At 56.5% G+C, this 22,111-nt stretch carries 18 protein-coding genes; 7 read left to right on the top strand and 11 right to left on the bottom strand.

Annotated features, from left to right (window positions below; translation table 11 throughout):
- Window positions 1–11: 11 nt before the first annotated feature.
- The 6 genes from D7I37_RS15465 to galU form a co-directional block, all read right to left on the bottom strand.
- Window positions 12–935, bottom strand: coding sequence for a glycosyltransferase family 2 protein (locus tag D7I37_RS15465; RefSeq protein ID WP_129543957.1), 924 nt, complete (start codon window positions 933–935; stop codon window positions 12–14).
- Window positions 936–1,073: 138 nt separating this feature from the next.
- Window positions 1,074–3,248: a tyrosine-protein kinase Wzc gene (gene wzc / locus D7I37_RS15460; RefSeq protein ID WP_129543956.1), complete on the bottom strand. Its 2,175-nt coding sequence runs from the start codon at window positions 3,246–3,248 to the stop codon at window positions 1,074–1,076.
- Window positions 3,249–3,265: 17 nt separating this feature from the next.
- Window positions 3,266–3,700: a protein tyrosine phosphatase gene (locus D7I37_RS15455; RefSeq protein WP_095096610.1), complete on the bottom strand. Its 435-nt coding sequence runs from the start codon at window positions 3,698–3,700 to the stop codon at window positions 3,266–3,268.
- Between the two features lie 18 nt (window positions 3,701–3,718).
- Window positions 3,719–4,855: a polysaccharide export protein gene (locus D7I37_RS15450; protein WP_095096607.1), complete on the bottom strand. Its 1,137-nt coding sequence runs from the start codon at window positions 4,853–4,855 to the stop codon at window positions 3,719–3,721.
- A gap of 310 nt (window positions 4,856–5,165) precedes the next feature.
- Entirely contained in the window at window positions 5,166–6,059 is an 894-nt protein-coding gene (locus D7I37_RS15445; RefSeq protein WP_061798468.1) for a sugar phosphate nucleotidyltransferase, read from the bottom strand.
- Window positions 6,060–6,108: 49 nt separating this feature from the next.
- A complete protein-coding gene (gene galU / locus D7I37_RS15440) occupies window positions 6,109–7,005 on the bottom strand; it encodes a UTP--glucose-1-phosphate uridylyltransferase GalU (protein ID WP_061798466.1) in 897 nt (298 codons plus the stop codon).
- A 639-nt stretch (window positions 7,006–7,644) separates the two neighbouring features.
- On the opposite strand from galU, the gene D7I37_RS15435 reads away from it, so the two are divergent.
- Window positions 7,645–9,231 carry a TerC family protein gene (locus D7I37_RS15435; RefSeq protein WP_061798464.1) on the top strand — a complete coding sequence of 529 codons (1,587 nt, stop codon included), beginning with the start codon at window positions 7,645–7,647 and terminating at the stop codon, window positions 9,229–9,231.
- 27 nt (window positions 9,232–9,258) lie between these two features.
- On the opposite strand, the gene dcuC is transcribed toward D7I37_RS15435, so the two are convergent.
- From dcuC to udk, 4 genes are all read right to left on the bottom strand, one after another.
- Window positions 9,259–10,617: an anaerobic C4-dicarboxylate transporter DcuC gene (dcuC, locus tag D7I37_RS15430; RefSeq protein WP_129543955.1), complete on the bottom strand. Its 1,359-nt coding sequence runs from the start codon at window positions 10,615–10,617 to the stop codon at window positions 9,259–9,261.
- Window positions 10,618–10,779: 162 nt separating this feature from the next.
- Window positions 10,780–12,615, bottom strand: coding sequence for an outer membrane assembly protein AsmA (asmA, locus tag D7I37_RS15425; RefSeq protein WP_129543954.1), 1,836 nt, complete (start codon window positions 12,613–12,615; stop codon window positions 10,780–10,782).
- 44 nt (window positions 12,616–12,659) lie between these two features.
- Complete coding sequence (gene dcd, locus D7I37_RS15420; RefSeq protein ID WP_061798459.1) at window positions 12,660–13,241, bottom strand: dCTP deaminase; 582 nt, start codon at window positions 13,239–13,241, stop codon at window positions 12,660–12,662.
- Between the two features lie 129 nt (window positions 13,242–13,370).
- A complete protein-coding gene (udk, locus tag D7I37_RS15415; RefSeq protein WP_061798457.1) occupies window positions 13,371–14,012 on the bottom strand; it encodes a uridine kinase in 642 nt (213 codons plus the stop codon).
- 232 nt (window positions 14,013–14,244) lie between these two features.
- Between udk and D7I37_RS15410 the strand changes: the two genes are divergently transcribed.
- Window positions 14,245–14,874: a phosphatase PAP2 family protein gene (locus D7I37_RS15410; RefSeq protein WP_095096600.1), complete on the top strand. Its 630-nt coding sequence runs from the start codon at window positions 14,245–14,247 to the stop codon at window positions 14,872–14,874.
- Between the two features lie 40 nt (window positions 14,875–14,914).
- Here the strand turns inward: D7I37_RS15410 and apbC are convergent, their stop codons facing one another.
- Window positions 14,915–16,027, bottom strand: coding sequence for an iron-sulfur cluster carrier protein ApbC (gene apbC / locus D7I37_RS15405; RefSeq protein ID WP_129543953.1), 1,113 nt, complete (start codon window positions 16,025–16,027; stop codon window positions 14,915–14,917).
- Between the two features lie 159 nt (window positions 16,028–16,186).
- Between apbC and metG the strand changes: the two genes are divergently transcribed.
- The 5 genes from metG (at window position 16,187) to D7I37_RS15380 (ending at window position 22,095) form a co-directional block, all read left to right on the top strand.
- Complete coding sequence (gene metG / locus D7I37_RS15400) at window positions 16,187–18,214, top strand: methionine--tRNA ligase (RefSeq protein ID WP_061798451.1); 2,028 nt, start codon at window positions 16,187–16,189, stop codon at window positions 18,212–18,214.
- Window positions 18,215–18,449: 235 nt separating this feature from the next.
- Window positions 18,450–19,520, top strand: coding sequence for a sugar ABC transporter substrate-binding protein (locus D7I37_RS15395; RefSeq protein WP_129543952.1), 1,071 nt, complete (start codon window positions 18,450–18,452; stop codon window positions 19,518–19,520).
- 131 nt (window positions 19,521–19,651) lie between these two features.
- Entirely contained in the window at window positions 19,652–20,866 is a 1,215-nt protein-coding gene (locus tag D7I37_RS15390) for an MFS transporter (protein WP_129543951.1), read from the top strand.
- Between the two features lie 138 nt (window positions 20,867–21,004).
- On the top strand, window positions 21,005–21,403 hold the full coding sequence (locus tag D7I37_RS15385; RefSeq protein ID WP_061798445.1) for a CidA/LrgA family protein: 399 nt from the start codon (window positions 21,005–21,007) through the stop codon (window positions 21,401–21,403).
- The gene (locus D7I37_RS15380; protein WP_061798443.1) at window positions 21,400–22,095 is read left to right on the top strand and encodes a CidB/LrgB family autolysis modulator; all 696 of its coding nucleotides are present in this window, start codon (window positions 21,400–21,402) and stop codon (window positions 22,093–22,095) included. Before D7I37_RS15385 ends, D7I37_RS15380 begins: the two co-directional genes overlap by 4 nt.
- Window positions 22,096–22,111 lie beyond the last annotated feature (16 nt).

Here is a 22,111-nt window from a genome sequence, read left to right as displayed (position 1 = left end):
TAGTAGGACTGTTAATCCGAGACACTATCCCAATATCTTTTATGCATGCTTAGCTTTCGCCGCCACGTGCCTGGAATTTTCTTATAGTTCTCGCCAAGTTTATAACCCACTATCTTCGCAAAGTTATTGATACATGCGGCAGGTATCCAACGTGGGTGTTTTTTAATTAAAAAGGCCATCTCTGACAAAATAAACTTTTTCCCTTCCCCGCCGGCACCACCAAATGCGTTATAGATCCATTCCTCATCCCGATGGAAGACACCAATATCAAAGTAACGTTTAAACTCTTCCTGGGCAGTATAGTTATGCGAGTGCTTAACCTGGGCATCCGCCACATAGGCTAATTTGTAACCGGCAAGCACGGCCTTCCCTGCAAAATACATATCCTCACCCAAGATGGTACTTTCAGGGAAACCGCCCAACTCATTAAAAACTGAAACTCTATAAGCAGAGAATGAGTTAGACATGAAAACTGTTTTTAAGCCCAAGGTATCTTTCTTACTGAGGTCACTAATGTAACTTTGTTGCTTATAGTTAAAGTTTCTCGCGTGCTGAGCCAGGGGGTTGGCATCAACATGCGGCAATTGCCTGCCATATGCGCAAGCGATTTTGGGATCTGAAAATACTTTCAAGATATTCTTTATGCAATCAACTTCCGGAATAGCATCCTGCGTAAAAAAGATAACAATATCTGATTCGGATATATTTACGCCTTTATTCCTTGTCCCACCATGATTAAATTCAGATGCCGAAATCACCTCAACAGAAAAATTATTATTCTTGGCTATATTTACTGTATCATCCTCACTGGATGAATCGATAACGAATACATTGTACTCATCAGCAAGATTCTCCGCTATAAGACCCGCCGACGTCCGCCATATATCCCCACCATTATATGTTGGTACAACGATACTCACTTTTACATCATTCATTATGGTCCCTACGTAGTTGTTCGCAAGTTCACAGAGAGCTAATTAAAACTTGAAATATTTTACTTAGGAGGGGGTGGCAGGAGATTAAATTCCTAAGCGGCTTATCGATTTCGATAAGCCGCTTAGGTCAGCTATATGTTAATCTTTGGATTTATAGCTGTACTCATAATAATCGTAACCGTAACTGTAATAATTAGATGCCTTTCTCACCACAGCATTGAGTATCACGCCTTTAATATCAATACCATTCTGCTCAAACCTGCGAACGCTCACCTCGACTTCTTTCGGGCTGTTCAACTCGAACCTGGCCACCAACAACGAGGTGCCCGCAAGTTTGCCGATGATCGCCGCATCGGTCACCGCCAGAATTGGTGGGGTATCGACCAATACCAAATCGTAATGTTCAGATGCCCAGGCCAACGCCTCTTCAAAACGTCTATGCATTAACAGCTCTGACGGGTTTGGCGGGATTTGCCCACGAGAAATAAAGTCAAAAACGTTATTATCCGTTTTCTGCACCGCCTCGTTAATGGCCATCTTCCCGGATAATACGTCTGAGAGCCCTCTTTTCCCGTCTGCACCGAGTAACTCATGCGCATAACCTTTACGCATATCGCTGTCGATCAGCAGCACCCGTTGGCCCGTTTGTGCCACAACGGCTGCCAGGTTGGCACTAATGAATGTTTTACCGATTCCCGGGCTGGCGCCAGAGATCATTAACACATTATTCTTAGCTTCCATCATGGCGAAATGCAGGCTGGTGCGCAGGCTACGAATTGCTTCTACCGCCAGATCGGCAGGGTTGCCAAAGGCCAGCAATGAATTGGCGTCAGCGTTTCGCTTCTTGCCACCCATTTTAGACTGCAGTTCAATATCCTGTTTACGCTGCCATTCTGAAAGTGGCACGCTCGCATAAACGTTGATACCCAATGCTTCCAGCTGTTCAGGACTTTCAATACCACGATGCAGATAAGTCCGTGCCAACACGTAACCGCAGGACACCAAACCACCCAAGACCAGGCTCAGGAACAGAATGACCGCTTTACGCGGCTGCACAGGTTTATCAGCTGTCATTGAACGGTCGACGATGCGCACGTTACCAATGGTACTGGCTTTGGAAATATTCAGCTCCTGCTCACGATTAAGCAATTGCATATAGACTTCTTTGCCAGAATCCACGTCTCGACTCAAACGTACAACTTCCTGTTGAGTTTCAGGCATGGTGTTCACCCGCTTGTTTAAACGTTCCCTTTCTTCTTCAAGCGTTTTACGCTTTTCGAGCAAAGAACGATACGCAGGGTGTTCCTTGGTATACAACTTAGAAATGTCGGCTTCTTTGAAGGTCAACTCATTCAACTGACCTTCTACGGAAACAATACTGTCGAGTATCGATTTGGCTTCCATCGACAGGTCAACAGAGTCTTTCTGCTGACGATAGCGACTCAATTTATCTTCGGCTGTATCCAAAGCCTCACGAACTTTCGGCAACTGCATCCGCAGGAATACCAGACTTTTGGCATCCTCTTCTGACTTGCGTTCAATGTTTTGCTCAAGATAGTTACGCGTAATGCTGTCTAAAATCTTTTGGATCAGAACCGGGTCATCCCCTGTCAGGGTCAAACCTAAAACGCCGGTATCTTTACCTTGGTCAACAACGTCATACTGTTGAGTCAGCTGATTAACGACTGACAAGAAGGTTCTGGCCGTAATGGTGAAGTCGGTGCCAGGTTCAGCAACAATGTCACTGACCAGAATTGAGACGCCCTTGTTCTCGGCAAATACGCCAACCTTGCCTTTAAACAGCTCGTCACCATCTTTGCTGATAGTGTAATCAGTCGGGCTGTCTACCGTCAGGGTCAACGAAGGGGAATCCCAACTTTTCGGTACGCTAAACTTGGTTACCGCCAATTTTCCCGGGTCGTTATGCATCAAACGCGCTAAACCGCGGCCGAAGATGGGGAAGTAATTCTGTTGGATTTCCGTCGTCAGGTTCAAATCTTCTATTGTCTTCCCGAGAATCATTCGGGACTTCAATAATTCAATTTCCGGCGCTGACTGCGGCTGACCCGAAGGCAACATCTGGTTGATGTTGCTTAATAGCTTGTTGCCTACGTTTTGCTCAACCTGAACAATCGCATTCGCACTGTAGATCGGCGTTGCGAACAGGCAATATATAATGCCGAAGGTAAGAAAAATTGCCGTAACACCAATAATCAACCAGCGATTGTCAATCAGCTCTCCGACTAAACGACCGATATCCAGTTCATCCGAACTGTCACCCTGCGACACACTTACTCTATTCTTATCTGCCATTGGTAATCCTGATTGACTTAGCGGCTTAAAGCTTGAGCCCATTTTTGGGCTGATTTATCAAGAAGCTCATATACAAACTCGAAGGCTTCGCGGGATTTCCTGTAGGGGTCGGCAATTTCTCGCTGCGCGAGCCAATGCCCATACAGCATGGTTTTTCCCCTGACCTCAGGCGCCAAACGGCAGACGGAATCAATATGCTCTTTCTCCATCACCAGAATCAGATCGTACTCGCGACACATTTTTGCCGTCAGCTGTTGCGCCTGGTGCCCGTCGAGTGAGGTTCCTCGCTCTATCGCGACCTCGGCTGCGGTTGCATCTGCCGGCTTATCGACCAAAGCACCCAATCCCGCCGAAGAGATTTTTTTGTTTGGCAGCAAATTCTTCAATAAACGCTCCCCCGTAGGGGAGCGACAGATATTGCCAACACAAACAACCAATATCGAATTAAACATATAGTTACCTATCTACACCTACGGCCAATTGCGGATACGCAATGTACCTTCACTGAGATTATTGAAACCATTGATTGTCGGCACCAGTTGGCTGATGACACGGTTCCAACGAACGACAGGTGCAGTTGTTACATAAACGATATCGTATGGTTGCAGATGGAACTCCGTGCCCATAACCATGGCTGCCGCATCTGAGGCATTGAGCTGATAAATGTTCGCCAGTTTGCTGCCTTCGGTACCGTGTAACGGACGAATAACAAAGACGCCCGTCGCATCGGAGGCCAATTGATCGATACCCTCCGCATTGCCCAAGGCCTCGGTCAACGTCATGCCGCTGCGGTCCATTTTCAGGGTGGTCTGTTTCTTAACTTCCCCCATAACGAACACTTTCAGATCGTCGTTACGCGGGATATAAAGGATATCACCGGGGTACAGCAGCTGGTTCTGCGTCAGATCGCCTTTTTGCATCAGCGCCTGCAAAGAAATGCGTCGTTCCTTGCCGTTGTGCGTCAACACCACGTTGCGCCAATCTGCATTTTCAGACAGGCCACCGGCGGCGTTGATGGCATCCATCACGGTAAGGGGCACGTTGGTGATTGATTGCTGGCCCGATTTCGACACCTCACCGGTGACATAGGCTTTTTGCGAGCGGAATGCCGCCACGCTGACATCAACCTGCGGGCTTTCGATAAACTGCGCCAAGCGGTTGGAAATCTCACTGCGTACCTGCGACAAGGTCTTCCCGGCCACTCTCACCTTACCGATGTAAGGGTAGAATATCGTGCCGTCGGAGTTAACCCAGTTGCCGGTATCGCTGGCGCTGCGGTACTGGCCGGCTGGCGTCGTCAACTCGGGGTGATCCCAAACGGTCACCATCAGCACGTCGCCAATGCCGATCCGGTACTCGTAATTCTGTAACTCACGTTCCAACGCAGGGTTGGCCTGGGCCACAACGGCATCAGGTCGCATTTTGTCAACCAGGCTTGGCGTCAGCGGATAAATATTTACCAACTTATCGAGATCGTAATCACTATCCTGTTGCTTGACAACGTCTTTTCCACTGGTTGAAAGATGGGTGCCAGGGATGATCGTACAACCGCTGATCACACTAATCGATACCAAGAGTGGTATCAGTTTCCATTGTTTTTTTGCCATCGAGTTATCATCACTTTCAAAGTAAATATGTTTGCTGTGCCAAGTCCTCTGCCAACCATGGCGCTATCGCAGCACTCAGCAAAAATTGAGCGTCCGTAAAAGCTTCACAAATGCGTTGTCAACGTATTTCATTTAGCATCCATTGAAACCAGACTTGCTATCGTATAGTGCCGTTATGTATACGACTTCGCTTCGCACACAGCATCCCCCTATAATAGCCCGAGGTGATGGCGATATGCGAACTCGTTAAATCAATGCCAACCTGGCCATAACTATAAAGCTTATTCCCTATTATGTCAGAATAAACTTATTACAACGCCAGCCTTTCGGCCCACTCGCGGAATGCTTTACCTTGGGTTGGGTGGCGTAAACCATAAGTGACAAACGCTCGCAAATAACCCATTTTTTCGCCGCAGTTAAAGGACTCCCCCACCAATTCAGTCGCGTCGACCGGCTGCTGCTTGAGCAGTTCGGCGATCGCATCCGTCAGCTGGATGCGTCCCCATGCGCCTGGCTCTATTTTTTCCAGAATCGGCCAGATATCCGCAGAGAGGACATAGCGTCCCACGGCGGAAAAATTGGATTTGAGCTGAATCTCACGACCGGGTTTCTCAATAATTGAAGTCATACGCGAGCTCTCGCCCGGCTGCAGCGAAGGGTTTTCGCACTCCACTACGGAGTAATCGTGAAGTACATTTTCGTCTGCGGTCTGAACCAGCACCTGACTCTGCCCGGTTTGTTCGAAGCGAGCAATCATATGAGGAAGGTTATCCTTTCTCAAGTCGGCTTTCGCATCATCCAGTAAAACATCCGGTAACACCACCACAAATGGCGAATCGCCCACCAGCGGTTTAGCGCAGAGTACCGCATGTCCCAGGCCTTTGGGTTGCCCCTGGCGAATATGCATCAGCGTCACGCCTTTTGGCGTAATCGACTGCACTTCCTCCAGCAATTGGCGCTTCACTCGCGCCTCGAGCATCGCTTCGAGCTCAAAAGAGGTATCAAAGTGGTTTTCGATGGCATTCTTGGATGAATGCGTCACCAGAATGATCTCTTTGATCCCCGCAGCGACGCACTCATTGACAATGTACTGAATCAACGGCTTATCGACGATCGGCAACATTTCTTTTGGAATAGCCTTGGTTGCCGGCAACATACGCATGCCTAAACCGGCAACAGGGATGACCGCTTTCAACTTCGTCATGGTAGTCCTCATTCAATCTTGTGATCGTTTTAAGCCGTAATAGCCTAACTTACTTGCTCAGTGTCTGCTTCAGCCACTGGCTGAAACCTTCACCTTCAGAGCTGTGGCGCAATCCATATTGCACAAAGGCTTTCATATAGCCAAGCTTGTCGCCACAGTCATGGGATTTACCGCTCATATGGAATGCTTCAACCGTTTCTTCATCCATCAGCATGGCGATGGCGTCGGTGAGCTGGATTTCGTCGCCCGCACCCGGCGGGGTTTTCTCGAGCAGCGGCCAGATATCGGCGGAAAGCACATAGCGGCCGACCACGGCCAGATTGGAAGGCGCATCTTCACGCGCCGGTTTTTCAACCACGGCGGTCATGGAGGTGCTTTCACCTGCGGCAAGCGGCACGCCACCGCAGTCCACCACGCCGTATTTGGAAACGTCCTGCTCCGGCACCGGCTCAACCATAATCTGGCTGTAACCCGTTTCACCAAAGCGTTGGATCATCTTGGCCAGGTTCTCTTTACGCAAATCCGCCGTTGAATCATCCAGCAGCACGTCCGGCAGCAGCACCACAAAAGGTTCATCGCCGACCATCGGCTTGGCGCACAGCACCGCATGCCCCAACCCTTTCGCCTGGCCCTGCCGCACCTGCATCACCGTCACGTCCGGTGGGCAAATGCTTTGCACTTCCGCCAGCAGCTGGCGTTTAACGCGCGACTCAAGCACCGCTTCCAACTCAAAGGAGGTGTCAAAGTGGTTCTCGATCGCATTTTTCGACGAGTGGGTGACCAACACGATGTCTTTGATGCCGGCCGCGACGCATTCGCTGACGATGTACTGAATGAGCGGTTTATCGACCACCGGCAACATTTCTTTAGGGATTGCCTTGGTTGCCGGCAACATGCGGGTTCCCAACCCCGCTACAGGGATCACAGCCTTAAGTCTTTTCTGCATTTTTCCATCCACAAGCAAATTACTGATGATGCAGCTGCGCCAATTCAGGGCAGGTTCGCGATGTGCATGAGAATGCATCGGACACGCTACCGCCCTTGGCTTGCAGCTACCAAAGCACTGTTAGTGACTTTCCTGTGCGCAATCGTATGAATTTCAATCACGCCGTTATGTAAACTGCAGCTCGTACCACAACACATCTGATGTATCGGTCACAAAACAATAAAAAAAACTGTGTCTTTATAACCAAACGATGTTAGTTGTTACCGTTTATATGGCTAAGATTCTTATACTATTGGCCTATCGATACAAGCCTTAGATACCCGTGGCTGGCTGTTTTCAGAATAAGACTACTAACGCTTACGGCTTATACTCATGGTAGCATAGCAAATAATATGCAACTTATTGATTTTATTGGTTTTTGCCTTTCCGCTTCTTTTGTGAACGCCGTAATGTCCTTCGCCTGACTTGTCTTTTTTCCGGCATATCTAGCTAATTTACGCGTGTTATTATGCTGATTTGAAGTGTCTTTCCGCGCCCCTCGCTTCCCGCAGCCCGCCTATAAAAGTTGAATTTTCCCGCCGCAGCACCCATCATTCCTGAGCGGCATAAGCCGTCGAACTTACAGGTGAAATTGGGCGTATGGAATGGATCGCAGATCCAACAATTTGGGCCGGCCTGGCCACTCTGGTCGTGCTGGAAATCGTTCTGGGTATAGACAACCTTATCTTCATCGCCATCCTGGCGGAAAAATTACCTAAACAACAAAGAGATAAGGCCCGTGTCGTCGGCCTGTTGCTGGCATTGCTGATGCGGCTGGTGCTGCTGGCGTCCATTTCCTGGCTGGCCACGCTCACCAAACCCTGGTTCATCGTCGCCGAACACCCGTTCAGCGGCCGCGATCTCATTATGCTGGTCGGCGGGGTATTCCTGCTGTTCAAGGCCACCATGGAGTTGAACGAACGGCTGGAAGGCAAGGATGAAGAGCAGCAGGGGCCGCGCAAAGGCGCCCGGTTCTGGCCGGTGGTGGCGCAGATCGTGGTGCTGGATGCCGTCTTCTCGCTCGACTCGGTGATCACCGCGGTCGGCATGGTCGATCATTTGGCGGTGATGATGATCGCGGTCTGTATCGCCATCGGTCTGATGCTGCTGGCCAGCAAGCCCTTGACCCGCTTCGTTAACGGCCACCCCACCATCGTCATCCTGTGCCTGAGCTTCCTGCTGATGATCGGCTTCAGCCTGGTCGCCGAAGGCTTCGGCTACCACATACCCAAGGGCTACCTGTACGCGGCGATTGGCTTCTCGGTGATGATCGAAGCGCTGAACCAGCTGGCGCAGTTTAATCGCCGGCGCTTCCTGTCCAAGGTGCGGCCGCTGCGCGAACGCACCGCCGAGGCGGTGCTGCGCATGCTGAGCGGCAAGCATGAAGAGGCGGAAGTGGACAGCCACTCCGCCAATCTGCTGGCCGACAGCGCCAACGAAAGCGGCGAAATTTTCAATCAGCAGGAACGGCATATGATCGAGCGCGTGTTGGGCATGGCGCAGCGCACGGTCAGCAGCATCATGACCTCGCGTCACGATGTGGAATATCTCGAGCTGAACGATCCGCAGGAAAAGCTGACGCAGCTGCTGGAGAAAAACCAGCATACGCGCATCGTGGTGGTGGAAAACAGCGCCAGCGACGAGCCGCTGGGGGTTATCCATACCATTGACGTGCTCAAGCAACAGCTGGCGCAGGCGCCGCTGGATTTGCGCGCGCTGGTGCGTCAACCGCTGATCTTCCCCGAACAGTTGACGCTGCTGAGCGCGCTGGAACAGTTCCGCCAGGCGCAGACGCACTTCGCGTTCGTGGTGGACGAGTTCGGTTCCGTCGAGGGCATAGTGACCTTGACCGACGTCATGGAGACCATCGCCGGCAACCTGCCGGAAGCCGGCGAGGAGGTCGACGCGCGGCATGACATTCAGCAGAACGAAGACGGCAGCTGGACCGCCAACGGCTATATGCCGCTGGAAGATCTGGTGCTGTATCTGCCTCTGCCGTTGGAAGAGAAACGGGAATATCATACGCTGGCCGGCCTGTTGATGGAGCACAGCCAGCGCATCCCGCAGGAGGGGGAGCAGCTGCGGATCGGCGACTACCTGTTCGAACCCCTGGAGGTCAGCAGCCACCGCATCCAGAAGGTGAAAATCACCCCGCTGTCGCGGCCGGCCGCCGATTACGAAGTCTGACAGGCGCCGGGCATCGCCCGGCCGCCATTACGGATGCTGCGGAACCAGCAGCTCCGTCGCCACAATCACCACGATCAAACCGACTATCACCGGCACCGACGTGCGTTTCATCACCTCAAAGGGTGAAATTTTCGCCATGCCGGACACCGCCACCACCACGCCGGAAACCGGCGACAGCGTGCGCCCCAGGTTGGAAGCCTGCAGCATCGGGATCACCAGATAAGCCGGGTTGACGCCCATTTGCGCCGCCAGTTTGGGGATCAGCTCCACAAAGGCGTAGAAAGGGGCATTGCCGGAACCGGTCGTCATCGCCGCCAGCATGGTAATCACCACCAGCACCAGCATCATAATCAGGCCGCCGGTGCCAAACGACTGGGCCAGGCCGATCAGGCCGCTGATAAAGCCGACGGTGCTCAACCCCTGGGCGAATACGCCCGCCGCCACCAGCAGCATCACCACGCTGGCGAAGGCATCCGCCATGCCGCGGTAGGCCACTTCCAATCCGCTGAATACCTGTTTGGCGCTGAAGCTGCGCGCGAACTCGATCAGCGCCGCCAGCAGCATGCAGCCGACCAGCACCGTAATGATATGCAGCTCCGGCCCCCACTTGCCGTCGAATACCAGCACGCCGAGGATCGGGGTAAACGGCAAAATGGCGTAGAAGCCCGGCGCATGCGTGGTGATTTCGCTGACGTCCATGATGTGATGCTGTTCATCGTTCTTTCTGTCGAGGTGGCGCTGCCAGAAATAATGCGCGACCGCCATGCAGACGATGGCCGCAATCGAGATCGGCAAGGTGGTTTTAAAGGCGAAATCGACCAGCGGCATCTCCGCCGCCTTGGCGGCCAGCACCACGTCGCCCGAGGTGGGCGCCAGAATAATGGCGGCCGGTGAGGCGCAAATGGCGGCCGCGGCGCCGCGGCTGATGCCGACGTTAACCATCAGCGGGAACAGCGTCGCCATCAGCAGCACCCCCAGTCCGGTGGCGGAAGACACCGCCAACGACATCAGGCAGGCGACAAAGTAGGCCGCCACCATCAGCAGATAGGGGGAGTTGATCATCTGCAGCGGCCGCGAAGCCAGCTTCACCACCACGTCGTTGGCGCCGATATGCGTCATGTACGCGGCGAATCCGCACAGCATCATGATCATCATGCCAAGGTCGCCGCCGCGGCTCATCAGCAGGATTTTGACGTACTCGATGATATCGGTGGCGCTCCAGCCGGTCGAGGTCGCGCCGGCCGGCAGCAGCGTTTTCCCCATCAGGGCGCTGATGGCCAGCAACAGCAGGCCGCCCACCAGCAGAACCCCGGTCGCCGAATAGCCTTTGATGATATAGCGGCCAACGCCGGCCGCCACTGCGGCGCCAATCAGAAGTTCTATCATATTTCCTCAGCTTGTTCGTTCTTTCGCGCGTGAGCGCATCATGAGGCGCTACTCTGCACAATCTCGGCGCGGGCGGTCATAACCTTCATCAAGGTAACGTCAGGAAATTATTGGCGGGCGACACCCAGGCGATGCGGGCCGCAAAGGCCCGCATCCGGGCGGTTAAAGCTTATCGAGCAGTTTTTTCAGGTCCTGGCCTTCGCGCGATTCCTTGTTCTTTTCGGCCCATTTGTTCAACGCATCCTTGGCCCGGTTCTGCAGCGTCTTGCGCAGCACCTGATCGACCTGCAGCTGATAGTTAAGCTGGTTCCATGGGCCATATACCCGTAACGGGATCGGCGTTTTCTGCAGCTGCTCGATCAGTTCGCCGCGCCCCTGCCAACCGCCGGTCACCCGTACGTTAAGCGCCATGTCGCACTGCTTGCCCGGCATATCGACGGTGCCGCCGCCGTTCAGATTCAGCAGCGAAGACTCCGCGTTCATCTCGCTGATTTTGACCGTCCCCTGCGCCAGGCTGGCCTGCGCCGCCAGCTGTTTAACCTCGGTATAACGCGGATATTGGTCCTGCCCGCGCACGCTGGCGTCGTTGCGCGCCACCGCCTGCTGAATCAGCTGCTGAATATTCAGGCCGTGCAGCTGCGCGTCCTGCATCGCCAAGCGGGCGGTGCCGCGCCAACGATGTTCAAAAGACTGCGCCGTCAGGCGATCGCCGGTCAGCTCCCCTTGCAGGCTGAACTTGCCGGTCATCACCTGCGGCATGTCAAAGGCCTTGAGCACCGTGCCCAGTTCAACCTGCTTCACCACCGGCTGCACCGCGATAACCGGTTTGGCGCCGCGCGCATCCAGCGAGCCGGGCAGAGAGAAATCCCCGCCGGCCACCTGGCCCGAAAGTTTATGCAGCGTCAACAGCCCATGCTGGTTGTCGGCCTGAACGTCCAGTTGGGCGATGCTCAGGCCGCGATAGGTCAGTTGGGCGGCCTGCAGATTGAGCTGCGCATTGAAATCGTGCAGCGCGTCGAGATTTTGTTGCCGATCGTCCGCCTGGCTGGCGATCACCGGCGCGAAGGTCATCGTCTGGCGCTGTTCCGGCGAGCCGGCGCTGGACTGCCAGCCGGAGAGCGCATCGAGATCGAGATGGGACGACGTCAGATTCAGCACGTAGGTGGGGATGTCATCCAGGCTGGCGCTGACATCGCCGGCAAACTGACTGTCATTGGCGCTGACGTTCAGTTGGTTGAGCGCGATTTTCCGCGGCGTTTGCTGATAGGCCACCTCGGCGCTGCCCTCGCCTTTGATGCCGCCGTTCAGGATGTCGGCGCCCGCCAGCTGGTAATTGAACCGGGTCACCTTAGCGCCGATCTGGCGTGGGTATTGCTGCAGATCGATATCGGCCGCCAGGGTGAAGGTCAAATCGCGCTGATCGCGATTCACCCGGCTGGACAGCTCCATCTGCGCCTGACGCTTGTCATTTTGCTGCAGGCTGAGGTTGATGTCCCTGACGTTGATCTGCTCGTTATCGGCCCGCTGCCAAATCAGCAGGCTGTCCACCACCCGCAGATTATCGATGTCGAATTTCCACGGCGTGTCCACGGACTCGCCGCCTTTGCCGGCCGGCGCGATGGGCGCGTCGACGTTGGATTGCTCTTCGCTGTCCGGGGTGAGGCGAATGACGGCGTTCTTCAGCATCACCTGTTTGACAAACAGCTGGTGCGACAACAGCGGCAACAGCTTGACGTCGAGGCGCATGTTGTCAGCGCTCACCACCGGCGCCTGGGCGCCCGGCGCAGTCAGCGTCATGCGGCCGGCCAAAATGCTCAACTGCGGCCAGATGTGCCAGCGCAGGTCGCCTTCGAGCGTCAGCTGATAACCGCTTTTCTGCTCGACCTTCTTGACCATATAAGCGCGAAAATCATTCGGATTCACCAACAGCACCAGCGCGGACATTCCCGCAACCAACACAACCAGCAAAATCACCAATGTCGTCAGTAGTCTTCTCATGCCACCCTCTTGTCAGCGCCACAGCGGCCGTGCTTGCGGCGCCGTTAGTCCTTGTCGATTCGACTGGCCACCGCACCCTGCTGATCGCGGTATTTGGCATCCTGCCGGCTGTTGTATGGCCTGTCGGCCGGTCCGGACAAGGGTTCAAAACTCAACGCGCCGATCAACATGCCCGGGCGTAACGCCAGCGGCAACTTACCTGAATTATAGAACTCCAGCACGATACGGCCCTGCCAGCCGGGATCGATGCGGTGTGCGGTGACGTGCACCATCAGCCCCAGGCGCGCCAGCGAAGAGCGGCCGTCCAGCCAGCCGACCAAATCGTTCGGCAGCGTCACGGACTCGAGCGTAACCGCCAACGCCAATTCCCCCGGGTGCAGGAAGAAAGCCTCGCCTTCCGGCAGCACGATTTCATCGCTCATCACGCGGTCCAGCGCGGCGCTGACTTCGTCTTTTGGCCCGCTAAGATCGATAAAGGCGGCGGTATGGCCGCGAAACACGCGGAACTGGTTGCCCAAACGGACATCCACTGTGGCCCCGTTAATGCGCTCAATCGGCGGACGCGGTGAAATCACCAGTTTTTCGCTATCCAGCCAGGCTTCTATATCGCGGTCGCACAGTCTCATTTCTTTTCTCCATCAAAGCAAAGCGCATAACTACACAAAAATTGCCACACAACGGGCGAAAGGTCTACGCCGGGGCGCAAATAGTTGGCCGCAGGCCGGAAATACGGGTTTTCCGGCCATGAAGCGGCTTTATTCAAAGAATTGACTGATTTTGGCTTTCAGAATATCGATCGCAATGCGGTTCTTGCCGCCGCGCGGCACGATAATGTCGGCATACTGCTTGGAAGGTTCAATAAACTGCAGAAACATTGGACGCACGGTTTTCTGATATTGAGCCATCACCGAATCCATCGAACGGCCGCGTTCATTCACGTCGCGCTTCATGCGGCGCATCAGGCAAATATCCAGCGGGGTATCGACGAAGATCGAGAAGTTCATTTCCTGACGCAGACGGATATCCGTCAACAGCAGGATCCCTTCCAGAATAATCACCTTTTTTGGCTCCAGGTGAACGGTCTCTTTTTTGCGCGTATGTTCGGTATAGCTGTACAGCGGCAGTTCTATCGCCTTGCCTGATTTCAGCATTTGCAGGTGCTGGAACAGCAGGTTGTGGTCCATGGCGCTCGGGTGATCGTAGTTGGTTTTGACCCGTTCTTCCATGGTCAGATGCGTTTGGTCTTTGTAATAACTGTCTTCTGGTATCACGCCGATATGTTCATCGCCGACCTGGTCGCGGAGTTCGCGATATAACGTACTGGCAATGAGGCTTTTTCCGGAGGCAGATGCGCCAGCTATACCAATAATGACGCACTGATGCGGCTTGTCAGTCATAAAATTAAAGACCTGATTTCGTAGTGTGAAGGGGGGAACTAAAACGCGACAATTATAGGGAGTCAGCCGGCTTTGCGCCACTCTATATTATCGGCTGCACGCCTATTTAGCCCTGGCCGGCGCGACAAAGTTTAAGATTACTGCGCCTATGGCGATCTACGCGAGCAGGTTACACTGCTGCGCTGGCTCGGGCCCCAATTTTGGGCGTTACCCTCGTTCACCGGAGATTGATGTGCTGGATTGGTATTTTCTGACTTTTTTTGGCGACAGCATGCTGCTGCTGCCGTGCTCGCTGATTCTTTTTGCCGTGTTGGCCATTCCTCGCGCCACCCGAACCGCCGGCTGGCAATGGGCGCTGATCTTCGGCTGCGCCGGCGGGATAGTCTGCCTGTCAAAATTGGCCTTTATGGGCTGGGGCATCGGCAGCGAACGTTATGATTTCACCGGCTTCAGCGGGCATTCGGCGCTTGCCGCCAGCATCTGGCCCCCGTTGCTGTGGGCGCTGACCGGGCGCTTCACCCATCCGCTGCGCAGCCTGGCTCTGGTCGCCGGTTTGCTCTTGCCCCTCACTATCGGGATGTCGCGGCTGGCTATCCACGTGCACTCCCCTTCTGAAGTGATCAGCGGACTGATTTTAGGCTATCTGGCCAGCACGCTGTTTCTGTGGCTGCAGCGCGGCAAACCTCGCCCGCAGCTCTCCTGGCCGCAGATCGCCGTTACGCTGGCGGTGCCGCTGGCCTTGATGGGCCAACGGCAGCCGGCGCCGACGCAGGGCCTGCTGGAACATATCGCCACCGCGCTGGCGCATATCGAGCGCCCCTATACTCGGGCGGATCTGCATCGGCAGACGCCGCAGCTCTAATAAAAAACCGGCCAACTGGCCGGTTTTTGCTTTCGGTGCCTTACAGCGCGCGGAACGAAATCTCCGTCGGGATCGCATCCCCTTGCCAGTACATCTGCGCGGCGACGCGGCCGGCGAGCTGGCGATACATCTCGGCGAACTCGCTGTCCGGGCGGCTGATCACCGTCGGCGCGCCGCGATCCAAATCTTCACGCAGCGAGATATGCAGCGGCATTTGCCCCAGCAGGCGGCTGTTGTATTTCTTCACCAGCTTTTCCGCCCCGCCGGTGCCGAAGACCGGTTCGTGGTGACCGCAGTTGCTGCAAATATGCACGCTCATGTTCTCCACGATGCCCAATACCGGCACATGCACCTTTTCGAACATCACGATGCCCTTGGCGGCGTCCAGCAGCGCGATGTCCTGCGGGGTGGTCACCACCAGCGCGCCGGTCACCGGAATGTTTTGCGACAGCGTCAGCTGGATATCGCCGGTGCCCGGCGGCATGTCCAGCACCAGGTAATCCAGATCCGGCCACAGCGTGTCCTGCAGCAGCTGCATCAGCGCCTTGCTGGCCATCGGGCCGCGCCACACCATGGCGTTATCGTCGGTGACCAGGTAGCCGATGGAGTTTGTCGCCAGGCCGTGCGCCATGATCGGCGCCATGTGCTGGCCGTCCGGCGACGTCGGGCGCTCGTGTTCGGTGCCCAGCATGTTGGGGATCGACGGGCCATAGATGTCGGCGTCCAGGATGCCGACCTTGGCGCCTTCGGCGGCCAGCGCCAGCGCCAGGTTAACGGCGGTGCTGGATTTCCCCACCCCGCCCTTGCCGGAGCTGACGGCGATGATGTTGCGCACGCCCATGATGCCGGGCTGATCGTTGGCGCGCTTGAGGGTGACGATATCCTGCTTCAGCTTCCAGTCGATGGCGCCGGCGCCGGTCACGCGCAGCAGCTCGGCGCTGACGCGCTCTTGCAGCGCCTCAAAGCCGCTCTGCCAGGCGAACGGCATGGTCAGTTCGATATGCAGCACGTCGTCCAGCAGCGCGCAGTGATGGATGGCCTTCAGCGCGGTCAGGTTATTTTTCAACGTCGGGTGTTCAAAGGCGGCCAGTACTCCGGTCACCAGGGCACGCAGAACTTCGGGGTTGGTCTGCTCGGGGGATTTAGCGTTCATCCCGGCTCCTTGATTTTGAATGGGTAGCTTCCGGCTAAGCATATCAGAACTGCCGGGCGGCTGGCGCGTACAACCTGCAAGAAACCGCCCTAGCAGCGAGGGGCGCGATCGGTTAACATCGAAGGCCCTTTTATTTATTACAGAAAGCAAGTTCTCACTATGGCTCAAGTCGCGAAAAAATTATTGGTGACGTGCGCGCTACCGTACGCAAATGGTTCCATCCATCTCGGCCACATGCTCGAGCACATCCAGGCGGATATCTGGGTTCGTTACCAACGAATGCGCGGCCACGAAGTTCATTTCATCTGTGCGGACGACGCGCACGGCACGCCGATCATGCTGAAAGCGCAGCAGCTGGGCGTGAAGCCGGAAGAAATGATCGCGGAAATGAGCCGGGAGCACCAACAGGACTTCGCCGGGTTTGGCATCAGCTATGACAACTATCATTCGACCCACAGCGATGAAAACCGCGAGCTGTCTAACCTGATCTACGGTCGCCTGAAAGAAAACGGCTTTATCAAGAACCGCACCATCTCCCAGCTGTACGATCCGGAGAAAGGCATGTTCCTGCCCGACCGTTTCGTGAAGGGCACCTGTCCGAAGTGCAAGTCGCCGGATCAATACGGCGATAACTGCGAAGTGTGCGGCGCGACCTACAGCCCGACCGAGCTTATCGATCCGAAATCCGTGGTGTCCGGCGCCACGCCGGTGATGCGCGACTCCGAACACTTCTTCTTCGATCTGCCGTCGTTCAGCGAAATGCTGCAGGCCTGGACCCGTTCCGGCGCGCTGCAGGAGCAGGTGGCGAACAAGATGCAGGAGTGGTTCGAGTCCGGCCTGCAGCAGTGGGACATCTCCCGCGATGCGCCTTACTTCGGCTTTGAAATCCCGGACGCGCCGGGCAAATACTTCTACGTCTGGCTGGATGCGCCTATCGGCTACATGGGCTCGTTCAAGAACCTGTGCGACAAGCGCGGCGATCTGGACTTCGACGAATTCTGGCGCAAAGACTCCAGCACCGAGCTGTATCACTTTATCGGCAAGGATATCGTCTACTTCCACAGCCTGTTCTGGCCGGCGATGCTGGAAGGCAGCAATTTCCGCAAGCCGACCAACCTGTTCGTGCACGGTTACGTCACGGTGAACGGCGCCAAGATGTCCAAATCGCGCGGCACCTTTATCAAGGCCGGCACCTACCTGCAGCACCTGGATGCCGACTGCCTGCGCTATTACTACGCCGCCAAGCTGTCTTCGCGCATCGACGATATCGACCTTAACCTGGAAGACTTCGTGCAGCGCGTGAACGCCGACATCGTCAACAAGGTGGTTAACCTGGCTTCGCGCAACGCCGGCTTTATCAGCAAGCGTTTCGGCGGCCAGCTGGCCGACAAACTGGCCGATCCGGCGCTGTACCAGACCTTCGTCGACGCGGCGGAAAGCATCGCAGACGCCTACGCCAGCCGCGAGTCCAGCCGCGCGATCCGCGAAATCATGGCGCTGGCCGATCTGGCCAACCGCTACGTGGACGAACAGGCACCGTGGGTGGTGGCGAAGCAAGAAGGCCGCGACGCCGATCTGCAGGCCATCTGCTCGATGGGCATCAACCTGTTCCGCGTGCTGATGACCTACCTGAAGCCGGTGCTGCCGGCGCTGACCGAGCGCGCCGAGGCCTTCCTCAACAGCGAACTGAGCTGGGACGCCATCCCGCAGCCGCTGCTGGGTCACCAGGTCAACGCGTTCAAGGCCCTGTTCAACCGTATCGATCTGGACAAGGTCAACGAAATGGTCGGCGCGTCGAAAGAAGACATGATCGCCGCCACACCGGCGACCGGCCCGCTGGCCGACGATCCTATCCAGGACACCATCAGCTTCGACGATTTCGCCAAGGTGGACATGCGCATCGCGTTGATCAAGAGCGCCGATTTTGTCGAAGGCTCCGACAAGCTGCTGAAGCTGCAGCTGGATCTGGGCGGCGAGTCGCGCCAGATCTTCTCCGGCATTCGCTCGGCCTATCCGGACCCGAAAGCGCTGGAAGGCCGTTTGACCATCATGGTGGCCAACCTGGCGCCGCGTAAAATGCGCTTCGGCATCTCTGAAGGCATGGTGATGGCGGCCGGCCCGGGCGGGAAAGAAATCTTCCTGCTCAGCCCGGACAGCGGCGCACAGCCGGGCATGCAGGTGAAATAACCGCATTATGCCTCTCTTCAAGGGTCGAGCTTGCTCGGCCCTTTTTATTGCCTGCCAAACCAACGGCTATAAGCGCCGACAAAAAGTCATAACCGGCCGATTCCTTATTCGCGCGCAACTGGTTATGATGCTCCGACCCAACAAATAGACGTCCAGACAGCAAGACCGCTATACGTTCGCCTGCTTGGAGCCGCACCCCGGGATCGTTCTCACCTGCTTTTTGGAGCCAATAATAATGAAAAACCTCAAGACTTCACTGCTGGCCCTCAGCCTGTTGGCCGCCCTGCCGCTGGCCGCCGCGGAAAACGCCGCGCCGGTGCCGGCCGCCATCGCTCAACATCAGGGGCCGGTACGCATTGCGGTGATCCGCAACCTGGGTTCCGACGACAACACCACCCAGTTTCTGGCCGGCGCCATTCAGGAAGGCCGCAAGCTGGGCTTCAAGGTGGACACCTTCCTCAGCAACGGCGACGACGCGCGCTTCCAGGACTTCGTCAATCAGGCCATCAGCCAGAAATACGACGGCATTATCCTCTCGCAGGGCCGCGCCCCTTATTCCACCGATTTGGTAAAACGCATTGCGGCGGCCGGCATTGCCGTCTCGGCGTTCGATACCGACGTCAGCGCCAGCGTTCCCGGCGTGACAGTTTCGCAGCAGGACGACGCTTCGCTGGCCAACGAATCTTTCGGCCAGTTGGTCAAGGACTTCAACGGCAAGGCCAACATCATCAAGCTGTGGGTGGCCGGTTTCCCGCCGATGGAGCGCCGTCAGGCCGCCTATCGGCAGCTGCTGAAACAGAACCCGGGCATCCATGAGCTGGAGTCGATCGGCGCCGTATCGTCCGACGTGCAGGGCGACACCGCCAACAAGGTCGGCGCGGTGTTGGCGAAATACCCGAAAGGCAAGATTGACGCCATTTGGGGCACCTGGGACGCCTTTGCCCAGGGCGCCTACAAAGCGCTGAAGGAAAATGGCCGCACCGAGATCAAGCTATACAGCATCGACATCTCCAATCAGGATCTGCAGCTGATGCGCGAAGCCAACAGCCCGTGGCGGGTCAGCGTGGCGGTCGATCCGAAGCTTATCGGCGCGGTCAATCTGCGGCTGGTGGCCAACAAGATCGCCGGCGACGCGACGCCGGCCACCTACCAGTTCAAGGCCGCCGCCATTCCGCAGGCGCTGCTGGTCGCGCAGCCGGGGCCGGTCAACGTCGCCGGGCTGGCGAAGATCATCCCCGGCTGGGGCACCAGCAGCGACTTCATCCAGCCGTGGTTCGCCACGCTGCAGGCCAAACACAGCCAATAATCCCGTTTTTTGCGAGGCTGCCGACGCAGCCTCTTTTTTCAAATAATTATTCCTCTTCCCCCTTCCCTGCCGAGCAAAATGCGCTACTGTTATCAGCATCGCCAATAACTGTATGCATAAACAGGTCCGACATGAAGGGATTCCCACCGCTGATCAACGCGCTGCTGGCCAGCTCGCTGGTGCTGACCATCGGCCGCGGCGTTACGCTGCCGTTCATTACCATCTACCTTACCGAGCACTTCCGGCTGCTGCCGAACAGCGTGGGCGTCATATTGGGCATCAGCCTGACCATCGGCATTCTCGCCAGCCTGTACGGCGGCTATCTGGTGGACAAATTCAGCAAGAACCGGCTGATTTTGCTGTCCATCCTGCTGTTCGCCCTGAGCTTCTTCGCCATCCCCTGGATCCCGCGCCCCGGCGGCGCCATCCTGGTGCTGGCCATTCTGCATACCTGCTATTCGGTGTTGAGCATCACCATCAAGGCCTGCTTCGCCGAGTGGCTGCCGGTGGAGCAGCGCATCAAGGCTTTCTCAATCAATTACACGCTGGTCAACGTCGGCTGGGCGGTCGGCTCTTCGCTCGGGGTGATGGTGGCCGGATTCAGCCCGCTGCTGCCGTTCTACCTTTCCGGCGGCCTGGCGCTGTTGACGGTAGCGGCGCTGAGCCTGCGCCTGCGCCGGCAGCAACCCGCAGTCGCGGCCCCTGCGGCAGAGGCCGCCGCCCTGCCTGACTTCCGCCAGACGCTGGCCATTCTGCGCAACGATCGGCGGCTGATTTACTTCACCCTGGGCAGCACGCTGGGCGCGGTGGTATTCGGCCAGTTTACCGGCTACCTGTCGCAATACCTGATCACCGTATCCAGCGCGCAATTCGCCTATAAAATCATCGGGCTGGTGATGATCGTCAACGCCTGCATCGTTATCGCCCTGCAGTACCTGCTCAGCCGCGGCATGCGCCAGGAAAACATGCTGCGCTGGCTGGTGCTGGGCACCCTGTTCTTTATCGTCGGGCTGCTCGGCTTTATGCTGGCCGGGCAGTCGCTCTGGCTGTGGGTGGTCGCCATGGCGATATTTACCCTGGGGGAGATCGTCGTTATTCCGGTGGAATACATGTTTATCGACTTTATCGCCCCGCAGCACCTGAAGGGCAGCTACTACGGCGTGCAAAACCTCAGCGCGCTGGGCGGCGCCGTCAATCCGGTGATCTGCGGCCTGCTGCTCAGCTATGCCGTACCGCAGCTGATGTTCGTGATGTTGATTGGCGCCGCGCTGCTGAGCCTGCTGTTCTTTTTCCTCGGCCACCGCCTGGCGCAGCGGCCTGCGGCCGTCGCCGGGGGCGCGGAATGAGCGGGCAGGCTACACTTAAAACCGACTGTCAACCCGCCTGACAGGCATGACGGGCATAGCGAGAATTCATGGTGCGATCTGTGGCATGGCTCACAGTTTAATTGTATGATGAATACATCAATTAAGCGGGAAAGGGTGATGGCCAACGTGTTCACTGTCTGCTGGAAATACCTGAGGGCGCTCGTCCTCATCTACCTCTGTTTGTTCGTAGGCAATGCCCTGGCGGCGCTGCTGCCCATCGCCATTCCCGGCAGCATCATCGGCATGCTGCTGCTGTTCGCCCTGCTTGCGACGCAGATCCTGCCGGCCAAATGGGTCAAACCCGGCTGCCATCTGCTGATCCGCTATATGGTGCTGCTGTTCGTGCCGATCGGCGTGGGGGTGATGAAATACTATGGCCAGATCGTCGAACACCTAGGCCCGCTGGTGGTTTCCTGCCTTATCAGCACCCTGATGGTGCTGGTGGTGGTCGGCTATAGCTCGCACTATTTCCATCGCGAGCGCCGCATTATCGGCAAGCCGGAGGACGAACAATGATCCATGAAATCTGGTGGTCCCTGCCGTTGACGCTGGCGGTCTACTTCGCCGCCCGCCGGCTGGCGCAGTGGCTGAACATGCCGCTGCTGAATCCCCTGCTGGTTTCCATGGCGGTGATTATTCCGCTGCTGCTGCTGACCGGCATTCCCTACGCGCGTTATTTTCAGGGCAGCAAAATTCTCAACGACCTGCTGCAGCCGGCGGTGGTGGCGCTGGCCTTCCCGCTGTACGAACAGCTGCACCAGATCCGCGCCCGCTGGAAGTCGATTATTGCGGTGTGCCTTATCGGCAGCATCACCGCGATGATCAGCGGCGGCGCCATCGCGCTGTGGATGGGCGCCACGCCGGAGATCGCCGCGTCGATCATGCCTAAATCGGTCACCACGCCGATCGCCATGGCGGTGGCGCAATCGCTCGGCGGCATCCCGGCGATCAGCGCGGTGTGCGTGATCTTCGTCGGCATTCTCGGCGCGGTGTTCGGCCATGCGCTGTTCAACCTGTTGCGCATTACTACCCGCTCGGCGCGCGGGCTGGCGATGGGCACCGCCTCGCATGCGTTGGGTACCGCGCGCTGCGCGGAGCTGGATTACCAGGAAGGCGCCTTCGGCTCGCTGGCGCTGGTGATCTGCGGGATTATCACCTCATTGCTGGCGCCGTTCCTGTTCCCGGTGCTGCTGCACCTGTTCGCCTGAGCCGGTAAAGCTTGCG

Source organism: Serratia sp. 1D1416, assembly GCF_003641105.1.
GTDB classification, from domain to species: Bacteria; Pseudomonadota; Gammaproteobacteria; order Enterobacterales; family Enterobacteriaceae; genus Serratia; species Serratia ficaria.
The sequence above is the reverse complement of the archived record's forward strand: the minus strand, read 5'-3'. Positions and strand labels throughout refer to the sequence as shown.

Bases quoted from the DNA above. Each gene is read 5' to 3' on its own strand.
- D7I37_RS15465 (WP_129543957.1), bottom strand. From the start codon at position 935: ATGAATGATGTAAAAGTGAGTATCGTTGTACCAACATATAATGGTGGG.
- dcuC (WP_129543955.1), bottom strand. From the start codon at position 10,617: ATGATAGAACTTCTGATTGGCGCCGCAGTGGCGGCCGGCGTTGGCCGC.
- D7I37_RS15395 (WP_129543952.1), top strand. From the start codon at position 18,450: ATGAAAAACCTCAAGACTTCACTGCTGGCCCTCAGCCTGTTGGCCGCC.
- D7I37_RS15385 (WP_061798445.1), top strand. From the start codon at position 21,005: ATGGCCAACGTGTTCACTGTCTGCTGGAAATACCTGAGGGCGCTCGTC.
- wzc (WP_129543956.1), bottom strand. From the start codon at position 3,248: ATGGCAGATAAGAATAGAGTAAGTGTGTCGCAGGGTGACAGTTCGGAT.
- galU (WP_061798466.1), bottom strand. From the start codon at position 7,005: ATGCAGAAAAGACTTAAGGCTGTGATCCCTGTAGCGGGGTTGGGAACC.
- D7I37_RS15450 (WP_095096607.1), bottom strand. From the start codon at position 4,855: ATGGCAAAAAAACAATGGAAACTGATACCACTCTTGGTATCGATTAGT.
- dcd (WP_061798459.1), bottom strand. From the start codon at position 13,241: ATGAGACTGTGCGACCGCGATATAGAAGCCTGGCTGGATAGCGAAAAA.
- asmA (WP_129543954.1), bottom strand. From the start codon at position 12,615: ATGAGAAGACTACTGACGACATTGGTGATTTTGCTGGTTGTGTTGGTT.
- apbC (WP_129543953.1), bottom strand. From the start codon at position 16,027: ATGAACGCTAAATCCCCCGAGCAGACCAACCCCGAAGTTCTGCGTGCC.
- metG (WP_061798451.1), top strand. From the start codon at position 16,187: ATGGCTCAAGTCGCGAAAAAATTATTGGTGACGTGCGCGCTACCGTAC.
- D7I37_RS15445 (WP_061798468.1), bottom strand. From the start codon at position 6,059: ATGACGAAGTTGAAAGCGGTCATCCCTGTTGCCGGTTTAGGCATGCGT.
- D7I37_RS15455 (WP_095096610.1), bottom strand. From the start codon at position 3,700: ATGTTTAATTCGATATTGGTTGTTTGTGTTGGCAATATCTGTCGCTCC.
- udk (WP_061798457.1), bottom strand. From the start codon at position 14,012: ATGACTGACAAGCCGCATCAGTGCGTCATTATTGGTATAGCTGGCGCA.
- D7I37_RS15435 (WP_061798464.1), top strand. From the start codon at position 7,645: ATGGAATGGATCGCAGATCCAACAATTTGGGCCGGCCTGGCCACTCTG.
- D7I37_RS15380 (WP_061798443.1), top strand. From the start codon at position 21,400: ATGATCCATGAAATCTGGTGGTCCCTGCCGTTGACGCTGGCGGTCTAC.
- D7I37_RS15390 (WP_129543951.1), top strand. From the start codon at position 19,652: ATGAAGGGATTCCCACCGCTGATCAACGCGCTGCTGGCCAGCTCGCTG.